Raw genomic sequence first — 18,045 nt, 5'->3', positions numbered from 1 at the left:
AACTACTTTAAAAAGAATCTGTACCATGATGATTATTTTTTTAATCGGAATTAACTATTTCATTACAATTTACGCATTTTAAAGAATCATTGGTAAATTTAAAAATTTTATTTGAATATTTTCCCCTATTATGATAAATATTAATTTTATTTATTGGATTGAGATATATAACTTTTTGTACATTATAGGTTATTTTTATATATTTATTTTCAGGAACATACAATACTAGCTTTATATCTTGATTTCTAAATTTGATATTTTTTGGAAATGACAAATAAGGGTCTAACATTAATTCTTTATTATTTTTTAAATGATATTTATAATGTATTGCATCTATATTTTTTATAGCATTTAATTCATTATTCCCTGTCGCTATACTTTTTACTTCCAAATAAAAGTTGGAATCTGAGCTTTTCTTTATCTTTAAAGTTTTATTTATTTTTTTTATAACACTATCATTTATAAATTTAACTTGATCGGTATTTATGCCATATATTCCTTCTCCTACTGTAATATAAGTATTATTTGTTTTTCCCTGATAATCTTTCATATCAATACTTAAAGTATCAGATGCAACATTATTCAATACATTTTTTTGAGTCTTTTCTACTGTTTCTCTAAATTGAAATAGGAATAAACTAGCACTCATTAAAATAATTATTATTGATGAAATTATCCATATAATAAATAACGTGATTTTAGCTGTCTTGGAAAATTTAATTATGTTTTTTCCTGTTATCATGTTTAATCCTATAAAAAGAAGAATAAAAGATGGTATTAATAGTATTATTCCTATTAAAAAAACCATAATATATAATTGCCAAGATGAATCGAATATCAAATTTATATATTCGGATGAATTAATTCCGGGAAGAGATAAAGAAAAGGCACAAATAAAATAAGAAATTATAAAAGAAATGCTTATAATTTCAAAAATAATACCTGTAAATATTGCTATAATTTTAATCAATATTTTAAATATAGATTCTAAAAAACCTCCTATTTCATTACTTGCTTTGGAAAAATTATTCTTTATTTTTCCTGTTTGTTCTGAAATTTCATCTTTATCTATATATTTCTTAATAGAATCAAAATTAACCGGCTTTCCTTTCATCTTCAATTTTTCTAAGGTAGTAGTAGCCTTAGGTATTATTATCCATAAAATAATATATATTAAAACCAATGTGTTTGCTACTCTATTAAAATACCAACTGGCAATCAATATTAATAAAACCAATCCTAATCTGAACCATATAGGTTCTATACCAAAAAAATGAGCTAATCCACTACAAACTCCGGCTATTATTTTATCATCTGTATCACGATATAACTGTCGCTGATAAAACTTATCTTTTTCTTTTGATTCTTTTTTCAATTCAAATTCATCTTCTCCTGCTTCTGACTCTGAGTTATATTGTTCAGGAGTTCCCATGATTGAAATTACTTTATCTACATCTTTTTTATCAATCACCTGCCGGTAATTACCTAACCACTCTTTGAATAATTCTGCAATTCTTGCTTCTACATCTTTGAGTATTTCTTCTGTATCTTCTTCCTCTGTTTCTAAAGATGATTTTACATCTTCTAAATATCTTTGTAACTTATGAAATGCATCTTCTTCTATAAAAAAAGATAGCCCCCCTAAACTAATTGATACTGATTTATTCATAATTTCATTTATTTGGAGTTAGTTATTATATTAACAGATCGGGTCAAATCTTCCCAGGTTTGAGCTAATTCTTTTAAAAACCATTCTCCCTTGGGAGTAATTGCATAATATTTCCTTGGAGGACCTGAAGTAGATTCTTCCCACCTATATGTTAAAAATCCTGCATTTTTAAGTCTGGTTAAAAGTGGATATAATGTTCCTTCCACAACAATAAGTTTACCTTTTTTTAACTCATCAATTAAATCGGAAACATAAGCATCTCCTCTCCTAATAATACTTAAAATACAATACTCCAGCGCACCTTTCCGCATCTGGGCTTTAATGTTTTCTGTATTCATTTTAATTTATATAATAGATGGTACAGCAAATATATAAATAATATTAAGTAATATGCAATACAAAGTACTAATTTATTATTTAATTTATTCTTATAAAAAACTAGTATATTTGTATTTTCATATTTATAGTAAAGTCATATACTTATGATCCCAGTAACCAAACCTTTTTTACCTCCGCTAAAGGAATTTAATGAATATCTTGAAAGGATATGGGAAACTCAGTGGCTCACTAACAATGGTCCTCTACATCAGGAGCTTGAACAAAAACTTTGTAAGTATTTAGGAGTTAAATTTATCAGCTTATTTTCTAATGGAACATTAGCTCTTATTACAGCTATACAAGCACTTAAACTATCAGGAGAAGTGATAACCACTCCATATAGTTTTGTTGCTACAACCCACTCATTATGGTGGAATAATATTAAACCTGTTTTTGTAGACATAGAACCTGACTTTTTAAATATTGATACTAATAAAATAGAAGCTGCAATTACTCCTCAAACAACTGCTATACTTCCTGTACATGTATATGGAAATCCTTGTAATATTGATGCTATTCAAAAAATAGCTGATACATATGGACTGAAAGTGTTATATGATGCTGCTCATGCTTTTGGTACCCAATTAAATAATAATTCTATCTTAAACTATGGAGATCTCTCTGTTTTAAGTTTTCATGCGACTAAAGTATATAGTACTATAGAAGGAGGAGCAATTATTTCTCATGACAAAAAAACAAAAGATCGTATTGATAAACTTAAAAATTTTGGTTTTGCTGATGAAACAACCGTTGTGGCTCCTGGAATAAATGCAAAATTAAATGAAATTCAAGCAGCTTATGGTTTAGTCCTACTAAAACATATAGATAAACTATGGGTAAAAAGAAAATCTATTGATAGCTTATATAGAAAATTGCTTAATAAAGTTAAAGGAATAGAATTACTACCTCAACCTAAAAATGCTAAAGTTCCATATTCTTATTTTCCTATACTTATTAACAACGAGTATGAAAAAACACGGGATGAATTATATGAATTTTTAAAAAGTAATAATATTTATGGTCGAAGATATTTTTATCCCCTTATAAGTAGTTTTCCTACATACAGAGGGCTAGCTTCCGCTTCTATAGCTAATTTGCCTATAGCTAACCAAATAGCTAATAAAGTTCTTTGTTTACCCATCTATCCGGAACTGAAATTAGAAGATGTTGAAAAAATATGTAATTTAATAAGCGATGGTTATAATAGGAGCTAAAGGTTTTGCTAAAGAAGTTCTAAATGTTTGTATTCAAAATAATATACCCAACATAGCCTTCTATGATGATATGACTAAGGAATCTCCTGACTTATTGTATAATCAATACCCCATATTAAAGAATACTTTTCAAATTGTAGATTATTTCCAAAATTATGGAAATAATTTTACCATTGGAATTGGAAATCCCATATTAAGAAATCATGTTTTTATCAAAATTAAAGAACTAGGCGGAAATCTAACTTCTATAATAAGTACAGAGGCCCGAATTGGCTCTTATGATGTTTCTATCGATAATGGTACTATTATATTGCCCGGAGTAACTATTTCTAATTCTGTAAAAATTGGATGGGGAACCATGATATATTACAATTCTATTATTACTCATGATTGTCAAATTGACAATTTCGTAGAAATATCACCCAATGTTACGTTATTAGGAAGAAGTAAAGTAAGTAGTTTTACTCATATTGGTGCAGGTGCTATTATTTTACCTGATGTTCATATAGGTGGTAATGTTATAGTTGGTGCAGGAGCGATAGTTACTAAAAATATTCCTGATAACTGTGTAGTAGCAGGTATTCCTGCACAAAAAATTAAAGACTTAAAACCTTTAAATTTTTAATTTATGCCTCACCCGTTAGTAAGTATAAGTATGATTACTTATGGTCATGAAAATTTCATACGCCAGGCTATAGAAGGAGTATTAATGCAAAAATGTAATTTCACTTTTGAACTTATTATTTCTAACGATCATTCTGATGATAATACCGATAAAATCATTAAAGAATATCTAATTAAAAACACTAATATAAAGTACTTTTACCAAACCAAAAATTTAGGAGTAATCCCTAATTTCTTATTTACTCTAAATCAAGCTCAAGGAAAATATATAGCTATTTGTGAAGGAGATGATTATTGGACTGATCCTTTAAAATTGCAAAAACAAGTAGATTTTATAGACAAAAATCCTAATTTTTCCATTGTTTTCCATCAAATACAAGTTATGGAAAATAAAATATTAACCGATGAAATATATCCTCCTTTAAAAAAAATAAAAGATGTGTCCTCTATTGAGGATCTTTCTCAATATAACTATATTCCTACATTATCTGTTTTATTTAGAAATCCTTATGTTTATCCAGATTATTTTATAAAATCTTATATAGGTGACTATCCCTTACATTTATATAATGCAGAAAAGGGTAAAATCAAATGTATTCCTGAAGTTATGGGGGTTTATAGAAAAGGAGTAGGAATTTGGAGCACTAAAGCAGATTTAAATCGTGACAAAAAAATGTTTCAATCCTTACAGGTAATTAGTCATTATTATAAAAATAATCCTGTGATCTTTAAAAATTTATATCTACAACAAAAATATTATTTATACACTTATTTAGTTAAAAGTGTTAAGAATGGAAAATCAATGATTTCAGTATTATCAAAAGATGAAATTTTTAAAAATATTTCTTTTAGATATAAATTATTCTTTTTTATAAAATTCTTATTAAAAAAGAGATAATAAAATGGATATTTTAATAAAATCTTTTAACAGAGCATATTACCTAGACAGATGTGTAAGTAGTATTGAGAAATATATTGATGGTGATATAAAAATTAAAATTCTGGATGACGGAACCCCCTCTAAATATTTAAATCTAATTAAACAAAAACATCCACAGGTTACTATTATAACTTCTCAACAATATAATGAAAAAGTAAAATCTGTAGAATTAAATATAACTACAGGCAGTGAAATAAATGGTTTTATAATTCCTACACAGATGTGGATAGAACAAGCACAAAAGTCCTCTGAATATTTTATAATGACTGAAGATGATGTATGGTTTTTTAAACCATTAGCAATTAATCCTATTATTAATAATCTTAAAATATTTAATATCCATTTACTTAATTTAAGCTGGTTAGGCAATAAAACAAAAAATTATCCTGTTACCGATTCACTTACTGATCTAATATATTCCAGTACTCCCAAAAATCTTTTTACCCCACCCCGATTTATTTTTAAAGCTTATTATTATAACCAATTTAAATTATTTTCTATTCTTTATAAATTAGGTCTGGTAAATAATAACACTAAACAAAAATATTGGCAATTAAATTCAATTCTTATGGGTCTATGGAATAAAAAATACTGGTTAGAAGTATGGAAAGGTATTGATGATCAAGTAGATGAACATAAACAACTTTTCAATGCTACTATCTTTTTTAGAAAAAATAAAAAAAACAAAAATTTTATCGGAACATTGAAACAGGCTGTCATGGAAACAACTTTTAAATCTTCTGCGACAAATTCACATCACCAATATAATGATACTTTTGATGTTAATCGTTTTAATTATATTATGAATGAGGCATGGTTCAAAGGCGATTTAAATATATGGGAAAATTTTCCAAAAGATTTTTCTGATTCTTACATTATTAGTTTTTTAAATAAAATAAATGATGCTAAAGCTAAAAGCAAAGATTGGCTCAAATGGAGTGAGAAATTTAAAAATCAATATAGAAATTTAGGAATAAAAATTGACGATTAGCTTATCATTAATAACCATTTAATTATTTTGTTTTCAATAAAAATATCTTCATACAAATAAATTTAATTTCTTTATCCTTTTAAATCATTCAATTATTTTTGCTAAAACAGATGAATTATTAGCTTTTTATAATTATTTTTTTAAATTAATTATCTAATCATATCATTCATAATATATAAATAATTCTATCTAGGAGTTTAATTTATTATATTGAATATATGGGTGAATTAAAAATTACAACATGTAAAAACATTCAATAAATTCACTTTTGAATTATTCTCCCACCTATATTTTCAAATTCTTTTTTCAAATTCTGGAAATTTGATGAATTTATAGCTTTAGTAGCATTTTCTATAATTTTTGTTCTGAAACCTAGTTCTAATGCGTCTTTAGCTGTATAATACACACAGAAATCAGCCGCAAGACCACAAATATGAACTTCATCAATACTTCTGCCTTTTAAATAATCTCCTAATCCTACAGATTTTAACTTTCCATTATCAAAAAATCCACTATAACTATCTATTGTAGGATCTAATCCTTTCCTAAATATAGCTTCAATTTGATTTTGTTTTAATTCCTTTGAAAATTCTGCTCCCCAAGATTGTTGTATGCAATGGTCGGGCCATAAAATTTGTTTTTGTCCTCTTAATTGTATTTCATCAAAAGTTTTTTTTTCTTTATGTTGGGAGGCAAAACTTTTATGATTTTCAGGATGCCAATCCTGTGTAGCTACAACTAAACTATATTCTTCCTGAACTTTATTAATAATCGGTAATACTTCATTTCCATTTTCAACTGCTAGCGCTCCACCTGGAAGAAAATCATTCTGAACATCTACTATAATTAATGCTTTCATTCTTTTTTTAGTTAAAGATAATTCTTTTTTTAATTATAACGATTTTAGGCATAAGAATTGCAAATAATATACATCTATTCTTTCAATTATTATTTAATATATAGTAAATTTGATAAATTATTTTAATCTTTTTGTATTGAAAGATACCTTAATAAGGTATACTATAAATTTTTTATTTAAAAAAATTATGATTTATTTAATAGATATACAAATTAAACTGCAAAATATTTTTTTTCATTTTTTGACTATATTAAATTCAGATAAATTAATATCAATATTAAGCATAAAATTCATATGATTATAAAGTATTTTACCGATAACGACCTTTATAAATTTTCTGTAATGCATGCTATACAGAAACTATATCCAAGGGCATATGTTAGATATGATTTTATTAATAGAGACATTGGGAATTTTCCTGAAGGTTTTGCCGAAAAACTGAAAGAAGAAATTCAAAAAATGCCTCAATTGAAACTTACTAAAGAGGAAAAAAATTTCATTATAAAAAAATGTTATTATTTAGATCCTTACTTTATAGATTTCCTAGAAGGATACAGGTATAATCCTGACGAAGTTCATATATCTCAAAATGGTGGAGATCTAAATCTCTATGTAGAAGGGTTTTGGTATAGAACAGTTCTTTGGGAAGTACCACTTATGGCTTTAATATCTGAAATATATTTTAAAATGAAGGGTATTGTTCCTAAAGATGTCGAATCTAAAGCCAAAGAAAAAGCTATAGGCTTTAAAGATATAAAAGCGGATTATTCTGAATTTGGTACACGAAGACGATTTTCTTTTGATGTTCAGGATACTGTTGTAAAAACTCTTAAAGAAAATTCAGGAAAGCATTTCAAAGGAACAAGTAATGTATATTTAGCCATGAAACATAACACTACCCCTATTGGCACTATGCCTCATGAATGGTTTATGTATCATGGAGCCTTTTTTGGTTATCGCGCAGCAAATATAAAATCATTAGAAGCTTGGGTAGAAGTTTTTCAAGGAAGTTTAGGTATTACATTGACTGATACGTATACAACAGATTCCTTTTTTAAATCATTTAATTTAAAACTTGCGAAACTATTTGATGGTGTACGTTGTGATAGTGGAAGCAATATTGAATTTATTGACAAAACAATTCAGTTTTATAAAGAAAACCGTATAGATCCTACTTCTAAAACCATTGTATTTAGTGATTCCTTAAATTTAGAAGAAGTCCGCAAAATTAAAGAATATGTAAATGGTAGAATACATGACACTTACGGTATAGGAACTTATTTATCTAATGATGTGGGTGCTAAACCTTTAAATATGGTTATAAAATTAACTCATGTTAAAGAAAAACCTAAAGATGAATATTTAAATGCGGTAAAATTATCTGATGTTATGGGAAAAAATACCGGTAATGAAAAAGAAATTTACATTTGTAAGTTAACTTTAGGTTTAGAATAATTTACTAATTTCTATTAAAAGGAATCATTATTTTCATCATAAGAAAAAAATATATAAAAAAGCTTTTAGTTTAAACTAAAAGCTTTTTTATATATTTTTTTATAATAGTTTATTTTTAAATCTTAAACTTAAAAATATATTATACAATTTAATTTATGCATATTAAGATAAATATATTTATTTACATTTTATCGTAAACTCCAGATAAATAAATAAAGAATAATCCTAAAGCTATTATCAACATGCCTATGATAGCCGATATCCATTCTTTTTTAGTTTTCTTTTCTTTATTAATATATACACCGGCTATAATGGACACTATTATACAAGCTTGCCCTACAGGGTATGCAACAGATAATCCTAATTTTATTTGAGAAATTAATATAGCTAAATTTCCTATTGCCCATACAACTCCTACTATACTGTTTTTTACTACAGTAAGATTAAACGGATTATGTTTAAAAATACAAAATGAAATAAAAATAACTCCCAATATTTGGCCGATAGATTGTGGTATAAGACTTGACCAACCATCAATATTAAAATATTTTAAAATACCCACATAAAAAGTAAATCCTAATGAAGAAAGCAAATTAAAAGAAATTCCTTTACCCCATTGTAATTTCTCCTTTTCTATGCCTTCTTCAATCTCTTTATAGGAAGTGAAAAATATTCCCAAAATAATTAATACTAATGCGGTAAAACCAAAAATTTTTGAAGTCTTTGTAGTCCAATCTCCTAAAAAAATTCCCAATATAGAGGTACCTATAATTTGCGTTCCATTCGAAATGGGCATAGATTTAGAAACTCCTAAATATTTTAATCCTTTATATTGTCCAACTGAACCTATAGCCCAGAATAAACCAGAAGCCAAACCTATCCAAATAATATGAAAATTAATTTCTGGTTTTTTTATAGCAAATACAATTAAAGCAAATACTAAGCTACCCAAAGAAATACCCATAGATTGTTCTACGGCTTTACCTCCTATTATTGTGGAAATAACCGGAACCAACCCCCATGTTAGTATAGGAATACAGGCTATCAAAAAGTCTATAGAATTCATTCTCCTATATTACTTACAAAATAATTTAAGCATCTTGGCCTAATATTGATAAAGCCCCATCTACAGTATATGTAGAACCTGTTACATAAGAGCTTGCTTGAGAGGCTAAAAATAAAGCAACATTAGCAACTTCTTCCGGACTTCCAGCTCTTTTCATTGGGATAATATTTTCTTTTTTCTTTAAATCTTCTGCCTCATCCATAACTTTTTTATTCATAGGAGTAAGAATCATCCCCGGAGCAATATTATTAACTGTCAATTCTTTAGGCGCTAATTCAATAGCTAAGGTACGTGCTAAATTTCTCATCCCTGCTTTTGCTGAATTATAATCTGCATTTCCCGGTTTACATATATATTCATGAATAGAAGTTACATTAATAATACGAGATCCTTTATAAGAATTATTTTTCTTTTTAAGATTCAAGAATTCTTTAATACAATAAAAAGGTCCATATAAATCTGTTTTTATAGTTTTATCCCAAGTATCTAAACTCATGTCTTCTATAGTAATATTCTGCCCATTAATTCCTGCATTGTTTACCAATATATCAATATCTCCAAAATCTTTTTCAACTAAATGAAACAATTTTTGTATTCCTACTAAATCAGACACATCTACTTGATAAGCTTTAACCTTAATTTTCAAACTAGATAATTCTTCTTCTATTTTTTTTGCTCTTTCTTTTCCTGAATGATAGGTTATAACAACATTAGCACCTTCTTGCGCAAATTTAGTAGCAATTGATTTACCTATCCCTGAACTGGAACCGGTTATTAAAGCGGTTTTATTACTTAATATTCCCATATTATTTTTTTTATTATTTACATTTTTATAATATTTCATCTTTAATTTCAAAAGACGAATAAAGTGTCATTCCTCCGTCTGCAAATATGGATGTCCCCGTTATATATTCAGCTTGTTCTGAACACAACCAAACGGCTATGTTTGATATATCTTTTGGATTTCCTACATAACCTAAAGGAATAGTTTCTTCAACCTCCGCTACTATATCGGGATCTTTAAAATCTGCATTAATTGGAGTATAAATAGCACCTGGTGCAATAGAATTTACCCTTATTCCTTTTTGTGCATATTCTAAAGCTAATGTTTCTGTGAGCATCTTTACACCTCCTTTACTAGCAGAATAGTGTGAGAAATGAGGCTTAGGTATTTTTTCATGAACACTAGACATATTTATAATAATTCCTTTTTTATTTTTTTTTAAGAAATATCTTATGGCCTCTCTTGCTCCTAAAAAAACTCCAGTTAAATTCGTATTTATAACAGAATTCCATTCTTCTAAGGTCATTTCATGTGTCGGTATTTTTTTTTGATGTCCTGCATTATTAATCCATATATCCAAATCTCCGAAATTGTCAATCGCTGCTTTACATAGTTTTTTTATATCTTTTTCTTTTCCTACATCTCCTTGTACGGCAATCGCTTTACCTCCTAATTTTTCTATTCCTTTCACAACATTTTCTGCATCTTTCTTATCTGATAAATAATTAACAATTATTTTACTTTTTTCTTGACCAAATCTTTCAGCCATTGATTTCCCTAAACCTGTTGAAGCTCCTGTTATAACCACAACTTTTCCTTTTAAATCCTTATACATATGCCTTCTTATTTATTTTCACAATATTAATACGTCAAAGATATAAAAAATTATAATATTTTTTTTATAAAATAAAAAAATTCATATTTTTACACTATATTATTATATAATTACAAATTATTTTAGTTATTTTAATATTATTAATCAATTAATATTTAATCTCAATTTTATGGAAATATTTTTAATTGTAGGTACTTATACACAAGGAGATAGCGATGGTATTTACGTATACAAATTTGATTCTGAAACTGGCAATACTTCATTTATAACTAATGTAAAAGTAAATAATCCTTCTTACTTAGTAGTCAATCATCATGGAGATCATATTTATTCTGTAAGTGAAAATGAGGATAATACAAATTCTACAGTAAATGCATTTTCTTTTAATAAGAAAAATGGAAAAATTACTTTACAAAATTCACAACTGGTCTTTGGTGCTGCTCCCTGCTACATAAATATTGGAAAAAATGATCGGTATATAATTACGGCAAATTATATAGGCGGCAGTATTTCTGTATTTAAAACTAATAATGACGGAAGCTTACTCCCTATTTTACAACAGGTAGTTTTTTCTGGTAGTAGTTTACATGATACAAGACAAAATCAATCTCACTTACATTGTGTGGTTTTCTCACCAGATTATAAATATTTATATGCTACAGATTTAGGAAGTGATCGTATTTATAAATTTAATGTAAATTACAATGATGAAAATAATTTCCTATCCTTCGGTAAGCCTTCATATTTTGAAATTTCTCCAGGTTCAGGACCTCGTCATCTGGTATTTAACCCTAATAAAAAATTTGCATATCTTATAAATGAATTAGCCGGAACAATAATTGTTTTTAAATATGAAAATGGCAATTTGGAAGAAATACAAACCACTGTGTCTGATAGATATAAAGCAGAAGGAAGTGCAGATATTCATATCCATCCTAATGGTAAATTTCTTTATGCTTCCAACCGTTTAAAGAAAGATGGTATTTCAATTTTTAAAATCAATGAATCGGATGGTAAATTAACACGAATTGATTACGAAAGAACTAATATACACCCTCGAAATTTCATTATTTCTCCTAATGGAAAATTTTTACTTGTTGCTAATCTAGACAGTGATACCATACAAATTTTTCATATTAATCAGGAAACAGGTTTATTGAAAGATACACATCAAAATATTTTATTGGATATGCCCGTATGTCTAAAATTTATTTACCCAGGATGAAATTATGATTAATATTAGGTAAAATTTGTTAAAAAATTAGACAATAATACATGTTGTCTACTAATAAATGAGTAATTTTGCATAGATTTTTTAACAAACAAAATATTATATAATTATGAGTCTAATAGCACAAATTCATGCAAGACAAATTTTGGATTCCAGAGGTAACCCAACTGTAGAAGTTGATGTAATCACTGAGTATGGAACATTGGGAAGAGCAGCTGTACCTTCAGGAGCATCTACAGGTGAATATGAAGCTGTGGAACTAAGAGACGGCGGTAAAGAATATTTAGGAAAAGGAGTACTTAAAGCTGTTAAAAATGTAAACGATATTATAGCTCCTGAACTAGTGGGAGTTGATGTTTTTGAACAAGCAGCAATTGATAAAGCTATGATCGAATTAGATGGTACACCTAATAAAGGAAAACTAGGTGCTAATGCTATCTTGGGAGTTTCTTTAGCAGTAGCACAAGCAGCTGCCAAAGAACTAGGTATACCTCTTTACAGATATGTAGGAGGAGTAAATGGTAAAGTACTTCCTGTACCAATGATGAATATCATTAATGCCGGAGCTCACTCAGATGCTCCCATTGCATTTCAGGAATTTATGATTATGCCAGTTGTGGCTGACAGTTATTCTACAGCTATCCGAATGGGAACTGAAATTTTTCATTCTCTAAAAAAAGTGCTTCATGACAGAGGTTTAAGTACTGCTGTAGGTGATGAAGGTGGTTTCGCTCCTAATTTTAAAGGGATTGAAGATGCTTTGGATACCGTTTTAGATGCTATTAAAAAAGCTGGATACACTCCAGGAAAAGATGTAATGTTAGCTTTAGATTGTGCCTCTTCTGAATTTTATAAAGATGGTAAATACAACTATACTATTTTTGAAGGTGATAAAGGAAAAATCAGAACTAGTGAAGAACAAGCTGATTATTTAAAAGAACTTACAGATAAATATCCTATCATTTCTATTGAAGACGGAATGGATGAAAATGACTGGAAAGGTTGGAAACATTTAACCGATAAAATCGGAGATAGAGTACAATTAGTAGGAGATGATTTATTTGTAACTAATGTAAAAAGATTAGAAGATGGAATTAGCCAAGGAGTTGGAAATTCTATTTTAATTAAAGTAAATCAAATCGGAACTTTAACTGAAACCATTGATGCTGTACAAATGGCTCAAAATGCGGGCTATACAGCAATTATGTCTCACCGTTCAGGAGAAACTGAAGATAATACTATTGCTGATTTAGCTGTAGCATTAAATTGTGGACAAATCAAAACAGGTTCTGCTTCCAGATCAGATCGTATGGCTAAATACAATCAATTATTAAGAATTGAAGAAAGTTTAGGAGACATTGCTGTTTATCCTCAATTTAAAGCTTTTAAAGTTAAGAGATAAGAATAAAATTTCTTTAAATAAAAAAAGAGAGAGTATTTTAACTCTCTCTTTTTTTATAGGAGTATTTTAAACACTTAATGTTTATATTCCTCTCCATTCAACATGATAAAAATCACACTAAAAAGTTTGTTTTTTCAATATACAATAGGAATAATTTTACATTTTATATACAAAAAATAATAAGTTAAATTTCTATTTATTCCTTAGTTTTATTTTTTCAACAACAATATAAATATATAACTTATGTTATATCAATAATTTATACGACATATTTTAATAGATTATTTTTTTTACTATTTTTTTTATTAATAATTTATAATTCCTATATTTCACAAAAATAAAAATAACGTATGTCAGACACAGTAAAACTAATATATGAGGGTAAAGAATATGAATATCCTGTAATTGAAAGCACAATTGGCGATAAGGGAATAGATATATCAAAATTAAGACAGGAAACAGGGTTAATTACTTTAGATATCGGATTAAAAAATACTGGGGCTACTAAAAGTAAAATTACTTATCTGGATGGGAATTTGGGACAATTATATTATAGAGGTTACCCCATTGAACAAATTGCTGAAAAATCTACTTTTACTGAAGTAATGTATTTACTGTTAAAAAGTGAGTTACCAACGGAAGAGCAATTAAATAAATTTGAAAATGATATAAAAAAAAATAGTCTGGTTAGTGAAGAAATGAAATACATTCTTAAAGGATTTCCACGATCAGCACACCCCATGGGGGTTTTATCAACACTAACAAGTGCATTAACAGCTTTTAATCCTCATGCTGTAAATGTTAAGTCTGAAATTGATCTTTATAATGCATCTACTCTATTACTTGGTAAATTTCCGGTTCTTTGTGCTTGGACTTATAGACTGAAATTAGGTTTACCCCTAAACTATTCTGACAATAGTTTAGATTATCCTCATAATTTTTATCAAATGATGTTTAAAATTCCTACTGATAAATTTGAAACTGATGAAGTGATAGTAGATGCGATTAATAAATTATTAATTTTACATGCAGACCATGAACAAAATTGTTCTGCTTCCACTGTTAGGATGGTAGGATCTGCACATACAGGCTTATTTGCTTCAATTTCTGCCGGTGTTTCTGCTTTATGGGGTCCATTACATGGTGGAGCTAATCAAGCTGTGATTGAAATGCTTGAGATGATTAAAGATGATGGTGGGGATCTTCAAAAATGGGTAGATAAAGCTAAATCTAAAGATGATAGTTTCAGACTTATGGGCTTTGGACATAGAATTTATAGGAATTTTGATCCTCGAGCAAAAGTAATTAAAAAAGTTGCCGACAATGTTTTTGAAAAATTGGGTATTCATGATGAAACTTTAGAAATTGCTAAAAAACTTGAGAATGTAGCACTAAATGACCCCTATTTTGTTGAAAAAAAATTATATCCAAATGTAGATTTTTACTCCGGAATTATATATCGTGCCCTTGGAATTCCTACGGAAATGTTTACTGTAATGTTTGCTTTAGGACGATTACCTGGCTGGATTTCTCAATGGAAAGAAATGAGACTTAACGGAGAACCTATAAATAGACCCAGACAAATATATGTGGGTAATCATAAAAGAGATTACATATCTATTAGTGAAAGAAAATAAATAAACTCTTATTTTTAATTAAAATAATATTATTAAAAAAAAAAGCTATAACTTTAATTAGTTAAAGCTTTTTGTTTTTTAATAAATTAATAAAAATGACTGAGAATTTTTTACATTATATTTGGCTGTATAAGAAGTTTAATTTATTTAATTTACATGCTTCTTCCGGGCAAAAAATAGAAATTATTAAATCTGGAATACTCAATAAAAATTCTGGTCCGGATTTTACGATGTCTAAAATATTAATAGATGGAATTGAATGGAATGGTAACATTGAAATTCACACAAAATCTTCCGATTGGTTAAAACATAATCATGAAAATAATGATTCTTATAAAAATATTATTTTACATGTTGTTTATATACATGATAAAGAAATTCCCTCTTTAATTAAAAATAATATTCCAACTCTTGAGTTGCAGTCTTATATTCCGGATCAGCTAATTAAAAACCATAGTTTTTTATTTTTTGACCCATTTTATTTTATTCCTTGCGAAAAATTAATAGATAAATATCTTCTAACTCCTAATTTTTCAATTTCTGAACATTTATATATCAATAAATTACAAGAAAAATTAGAAAAGATAAAACAATTATGTCATTTACTAAATAATAATTGGGAAGCTGTTTTAGCTACTACTTTGGCTTATTCTTTTGGATTAAAAATTAATGCCGAAGCATTTGAACAATTATTTCTTTCAATTGATTATAAAATTATACAAAAATTATCTTATAAGCCTATTTTATTAGAAGCTTTATTTTATGGCTTAACTAATAATTCTTTTAAACATAAAGACGATTCTTATTCTCTTTTACTAAAAGAAGAATTTAACTATCTTAAATCAAAATTTTTACTAACTAAACAAAATATAGAATTAAAATATTTTAGATTAAGACCTTCTAATTTTCCTACCATTCGCCTTTCTCAATTTGCTCATCTATTATCTTTATACCCTAATCTATTTTCTCATGTGGTAGAAAGTAAGAGCATTGATCAATATTTTAATTTACTTGATAAAGTATATGCATCTGAATATTGGAATAATCATTATGTATTTGGAAAAGAGTCAAAGTTAAATGTAATAAAAAAACTATCGAAATCTCAAAAGGAATTAATTGTTTTGAATTCTTTTATCCCTATAAAATTTACTTATTCATTAAGTATTGGTAAATCTATGATAGAAGAAATTATAGATATAACAAATAAAATACCTGCAGAAAATAATTCTGTAATCAATAAATTTAAAAAACTGGGATTTCCTATAATTTCTGCTTTAGATAGTCAAGCATTTTTAGACTTGTATAAAAATAAATGTAGTAATAAACAGTGTTTAACCTGTTTAATAGGACATCAGATCCTAAAATAATTTATTTTATATCAATTATACCTAAAACTTCTTTTTTGTAAAAAGGTCCACCAGGATATTTTGCCATATAATCTAAATTTAACCAAATTTTACCATCCAAATCTGTATGATAGAACAATCTTTTTCCTTTACTTTCATTAGGAAAAAGTTTACCTTTAATTAAATAGTTTATGGTTTCTAAATCACTTTCATCTCCAATATATATTTCAGGATATATGTGTCCTGTTGTATAAATTAAACGTGGAGTTCCTCCTATAATTTTAATACATGCTCCCATTAAAATAGAGTAGTCATCACAATCTCCAGATTGGGTTAGAATAGATTCACTTGCCTTTGCATAATATTCATGTCCAATCGGATCATGGACATAATTCCAATTTTCATTTATTTCTTTAAAAATTGCAAAACTTTGTATTATTGTTCTATACCTGACTTCTTCCTGAGATTTTTTAAAATATTTATTAGTCGCATTTAAAGCATAATTTCTGACCATTATATTCGTATAGTCAATGGACTTTAATATTTTAGCATCTGAAGAATAAAAAGATATTTTATCCAATAATACTTTTTGGGGTTTATTACTTTCATCCATTGAAAGGATCATCGCATTATAATCTTCTGCTAATTCAGAAAAACCATATCCCTCTCTATAAGACTCTATAATTAGGAAAACTAATAATCCTAAACATATTATGACAAATAATTTTCTTAAAAATTTAACTATAATAAAAAGAATTATAAGAATTAAAATATACAATAGAATTCTATCTAAATTATATATCCAGTCAAAATTGGGTAAATTCCTGTGAACGATTATAAAAATAGGTAAAGAAATAGCAATTATTGCAGCATATAAAATAATATTTTCTATAAGTTTCCAACTGTTACGAAAACTATTTTGTTCTCTTTTATTAGTTGATCGACTATGCACATTAGATTCCATAATTCTATTTTTCTTTATAAACTAAATATGCTAAAAAAGCTAACGGAATAAGCATAATTAATAAATAATTAATATGTATAGGAATAGAAAATAAAATTGAAAATAAAACAGCTACAATTATACCAAAAACAGCTCCCCCTAAATGAGCTTCATGACCAATATTACCTAACTGAGCCCTCATTCCATAAACTGAATAAGCTAAATATATAATTCCAAATATCCACCCTGGAATTGGTACAGGAATGGGAAAAATCAATATTTCTATGGTTGGTGAAAATGCTATAGACGCAAATAAAATACCGGAAACTCCTCCGGAAGCTCCTATAGCACTATAGTAATTTTCTTTTTTATGCCTATCTAATGATAATAAATTACCTGTTAATATAGAGCCAACATATAAGATCAAAAAAAATATAATTCCACAATTTTGTATAATTAAATTTGAGAAAAAATAGAAAGTAAACATGTTAAAGATTAGGTGCATTACATCACCATGTAAAAATGCAGAAGTAATCATTCTATCCCACTGCCTACTTTTTATAATAGCTCCAACATTAAACTTATATCTGTCAAAAAATATAGGATCGTTAAATCCTTTAAAACTAAAAATAACTGTAACAGCGATTATAATTATTGTAATAATATTCATA

At 27.2% G+C, this 18,045-nt stretch carries 17 protein-coding genes; 9 read left to right on the top strand and 8 right to left on the bottom strand.

Translation table 11 applies throughout. The features are described 5' to 3' along the window. Positions 1–40: 40 nt before the first annotated feature. Positions 41–1,669 carry a PspC domain-containing protein gene (locus C4S76_RS02870; RefSeq protein WP_105192474.1) on the bottom strand — a complete coding sequence of 543 codons (1,629 nt, stop codon included), beginning with the start codon at positions 1,667–1,669 and terminating at the stop codon, positions 41–43. Positions 1,670–1,677: 8 nt separating this feature from the next. Next, positions 1,678–2,007 carry a PadR family transcriptional regulator gene (locus C4S76_RS02865; RefSeq protein WP_105192472.1) on the bottom strand — a complete coding sequence of 110 codons (330 nt, stop codon included), beginning with the start codon at positions 2,005–2,007 and terminating at the stop codon, positions 1,678–1,680. 144 nt (positions 2,008–2,151) lie between these two features. Between C4S76_RS02865 and C4S76_RS02860 the strand changes: the two genes are divergently transcribed. The 4 genes from C4S76_RS02860 to C4S76_RS02845 are packed head-to-tail and all read left to right on the top strand — an operon-like array spanning position 2,152 to position 5,816. Beyond that, positions 2,152–3,261 carry a DegT/DnrJ/EryC1/StrS family aminotransferase gene (locus C4S76_RS02860; RefSeq protein ID WP_105192470.1) on the top strand — a complete coding sequence of 370 codons (1,110 nt, stop codon included), beginning with the start codon at positions 2,152–2,154 and terminating at the stop codon, positions 3,259–3,261. Next, positions 3,242–3,886, top strand: a complete 645-nt coding sequence (locus C4S76_RS02855; protein WP_105192468.1) for a NeuD/PglB/VioB family sugar acetyltransferase — start codon at positions 3,242–3,244, stop codon at positions 3,884–3,886. Before C4S76_RS02860 ends, C4S76_RS02855 begins: the two co-directional genes overlap by 20 nt. A 3-nt stretch (positions 3,887–3,889) precedes the next feature. Beyond that, positions 3,890–4,783 carry a glycosyltransferase family 2 protein gene (locus C4S76_RS02850; RefSeq protein WP_105192466.1) on the top strand — a complete coding sequence of 298 codons (894 nt, stop codon included), beginning with the start codon at positions 3,890–3,892 and terminating at the stop codon, positions 4,781–4,783. Between the two features lie 4 nt (positions 4,784–4,787). After that, on the top strand, positions 4,788–5,816 hold the full coding sequence (locus C4S76_RS02845; RefSeq protein WP_105192464.1) for a glycosyltransferase family 2 protein: 1,029 nt from the start codon (positions 4,788–4,790) through the stop codon (positions 5,814–5,816). A 262-nt stretch (positions 5,817–6,078) separates the two neighbouring features. Here C4S76_RS02845 and pncA read toward each other — a convergent pair whose 3' ends face one another. Beyond that, positions 6,079–6,675 carry a bifunctional nicotinamidase/pyrazinamidase gene (gene pncA / locus C4S76_RS02840; protein ID WP_105192463.1) on the bottom strand — a complete coding sequence of 199 codons (597 nt, stop codon included), beginning with the start codon at positions 6,673–6,675 and terminating at the stop codon, positions 6,079–6,081. A gap of 288 nt (positions 6,676–6,963) precedes the next feature. On the opposite strand from pncA, the gene pncB reads away from it, so the two are divergent. Further along, entirely contained in the window at positions 6,964–8,130 is a 1,167-nt protein-coding gene (pncB, locus tag C4S76_RS02835; protein ID WP_394335583.1) for a nicotinate phosphoribosyltransferase, read from the top strand. Positions 8,131–8,311: 181 nt separating this feature from the next. Here the strand turns inward: pncB and C4S76_RS02830 are convergent, their stop codons facing one another. The 3 genes from C4S76_RS02830 to C4S76_RS02820 are packed head-to-tail and all read right to left on the bottom strand — an operon-like array spanning position 8,312 to position 10,815. After that, entirely contained in the window at positions 8,312–9,196 is an 885-nt protein-coding gene (locus tag C4S76_RS02830) for a GRP family sugar transporter (protein WP_105192459.1), read from the bottom strand. A gap of 25 nt (positions 9,197–9,221) precedes the next feature. Continuing rightward, positions 9,222–10,001: an SDR family NAD(P)-dependent oxidoreductase gene (locus C4S76_RS02825; RefSeq protein ID WP_105192622.1), complete on the bottom strand. Its 780-nt coding sequence runs from the start codon at positions 9,999–10,001 to the stop codon at positions 9,222–9,224. 25 nt (positions 10,002–10,026) lie between these two features. Next, on the bottom strand, positions 10,027–10,815 hold the full coding sequence (locus tag C4S76_RS02820) for a glucose 1-dehydrogenase (RefSeq protein ID WP_105192457.1): 789 nt from the start codon (positions 10,813–10,815) through the stop codon (positions 10,027–10,029). 169 nt (positions 10,816–10,984) lie between these two features. Here C4S76_RS02820 and C4S76_RS02815 point away from each other — a divergent pair, with 169 nt between their 5' ends. From C4S76_RS02815 to C4S76_RS02800, 4 genes are all read left to right on the top strand, one after another. Then, entirely contained in the window at positions 10,985–12,040 is a 1,056-nt protein-coding gene (locus tag C4S76_RS02815; RefSeq protein ID WP_105192455.1) for a lactonase family protein, read from the top strand. A 115-nt stretch (positions 12,041–12,155) separates the two neighbouring features. After that, positions 12,156–13,448 carry a phosphopyruvate hydratase gene (gene eno / locus C4S76_RS02810; protein WP_105192453.1) on the top strand — a complete coding sequence of 431 codons (1,293 nt, stop codon included), beginning with the start codon at positions 12,156–12,158 and terminating at the stop codon, positions 13,446–13,448. A gap of 350 nt (positions 13,449–13,798) precedes the next feature. Further along, positions 13,799–15,085, top strand: a complete 1,287-nt coding sequence (locus C4S76_RS02805; RefSeq protein ID WP_105192452.1) for a citrate synthase — start codon at positions 13,799–13,801, stop codon at positions 15,083–15,085. Positions 15,086–15,180: 95 nt separating this feature from the next. Continuing rightward, on the top strand, positions 15,181–16,452 hold the full coding sequence (locus C4S76_RS02800; protein WP_105192451.1) for a DUF2851 family protein: 1,272 nt from the start codon (positions 15,181–15,183) through the stop codon (positions 16,450–16,452). Between the two features lies 1 nt (position 16,453). On the opposite strand, the gene C4S76_RS02795 is transcribed toward C4S76_RS02800, so the two are convergent. Together C4S76_RS02795 and C4S76_RS02790 are read right to left on the bottom strand one after the other, a co-directional pair. Further along, a complete protein-coding gene (locus C4S76_RS02795) occupies positions 16,454–17,395 on the bottom strand; it encodes a transglutaminase-like domain-containing protein (protein ID WP_105192450.1) in 942 nt (313 codons plus the stop codon). Between the two features lie 4 nt (positions 17,396–17,399). Beyond that, the gene (locus C4S76_RS02790) at positions 17,400–18,044 is read right to left on the bottom strand and encodes a rhomboid family intramembrane serine protease (protein WP_105192620.1); all 645 of its coding nucleotides are present in this window, start codon (positions 18,042–18,044) and stop codon (positions 17,400–17,402) included. Position 18,045: the final 1 nt, after the last annotated feature.

The sequence above is a fragment of the Apibacter adventoris genome (genome assembly GCF_002964965.1).
GTDB lineage: Bacteria > Bacteroidota > Bacteroidia > Flavobacteriales > Weeksellaceae > Apibacter > Apibacter adventoris.
This window is presented reverse-complemented; position numbering and strand designations above follow the sequence as displayed.

What these genes read in the sequence shown, in the direction of transcription:
- C4S76_RS02870 (WP_105192474.1), bottom strand. Translation starts at nt 1,669, where the DNA reads ATGAATAAATCAGTATCAATTAGTTTAGGGGGGCTATCTTTTTTTATA.
- C4S76_RS02865 (WP_105192472.1), bottom strand. Translation starts at nt 2,007, where the DNA reads ATGAATACAGAAAACATTAAAGCCCAGATGCGGAAAGGTGCGCTGGAG.
- C4S76_RS02860 (WP_105192470.1), top strand. Translation starts at nt 2,152, where the DNA reads ATGATCCCAGTAACCAAACCTTTTTTACCTCCGCTAAAGGAATTTAAT.
- C4S76_RS02855 (WP_105192468.1), top strand. Translation starts at nt 3,242, where the DNA reads ATGGTTATAATAGGAGCTAAAGGTTTTGCTAAAGAAGTTCTAAATGTT.
- C4S76_RS02850 (WP_105192466.1), top strand. Translation starts at nt 3,890, where the DNA reads ATGCCTCACCCGTTAGTAAGTATAAGTATGATTACTTATGGTCATGAA.
- C4S76_RS02845 (WP_105192464.1), top strand. Translation starts at nt 4,788, where the DNA reads ATGGATATTTTAATAAAATCTTTTAACAGAGCATATTACCTAGACAGA.
- pncA (WP_105192463.1), bottom strand. Translation starts at nt 6,675, where the DNA reads ATGAAAGCATTAATTATAGTAGATGTTCAGAATGATTTTCTTCCAGGT.
- C4S76_RS02830 (WP_105192459.1), bottom strand. Translation starts at nt 9,196, where the DNA reads ATGAATTCTATAGACTTTTTGATAGCCTGTATTCCTATACTAACATGG.
- C4S76_RS02825 (WP_105192622.1), bottom strand. Translation starts at nt 10,001, where the DNA reads ATGGGAATATTAAGTAATAAAACCGCTTTAATAACCGGTTCCAGTTCA.
- C4S76_RS02820 (WP_105192457.1), bottom strand. Translation starts at nt 10,815, where the DNA reads ATGTATAAGGATTTAAAAGGAAAAGTTGTGGTTATAACAGGAGCTTCA.
- C4S76_RS02815 (WP_105192455.1), top strand. Translation starts at nt 10,985, where the DNA reads ATGGAAATATTTTTAATTGTAGGTACTTATACACAAGGAGATAGCGAT.
- eno (WP_105192453.1), top strand. Translation starts at nt 12,156, where the DNA reads ATGAGTCTAATAGCACAAATTCATGCAAGACAAATTTTGGATTCCAGA.
- C4S76_RS02805 (WP_105192452.1), top strand. Translation starts at nt 13,799, where the DNA reads ATGTCAGACACAGTAAAACTAATATATGAGGGTAAAGAATATGAATAT.
- C4S76_RS02800 (WP_105192451.1), top strand. Translation starts at nt 15,181, where the DNA reads ATGACTGAGAATTTTTTACATTATATTTGGCTGTATAAGAAGTTTAAT.
- C4S76_RS02795 (WP_105192450.1), bottom strand. Translation starts at nt 17,395, where the DNA reads ATGGAATCTAATGTGCATAGTCGATCAACTAATAAAAGAGAACAAAAT.
- C4S76_RS02790 (WP_105192620.1), bottom strand. Translation starts at nt 18,044, where the DNA reads ATGAATATTATTACAATAATTATAATCGCTGTTACAGTTATTTTTAGT.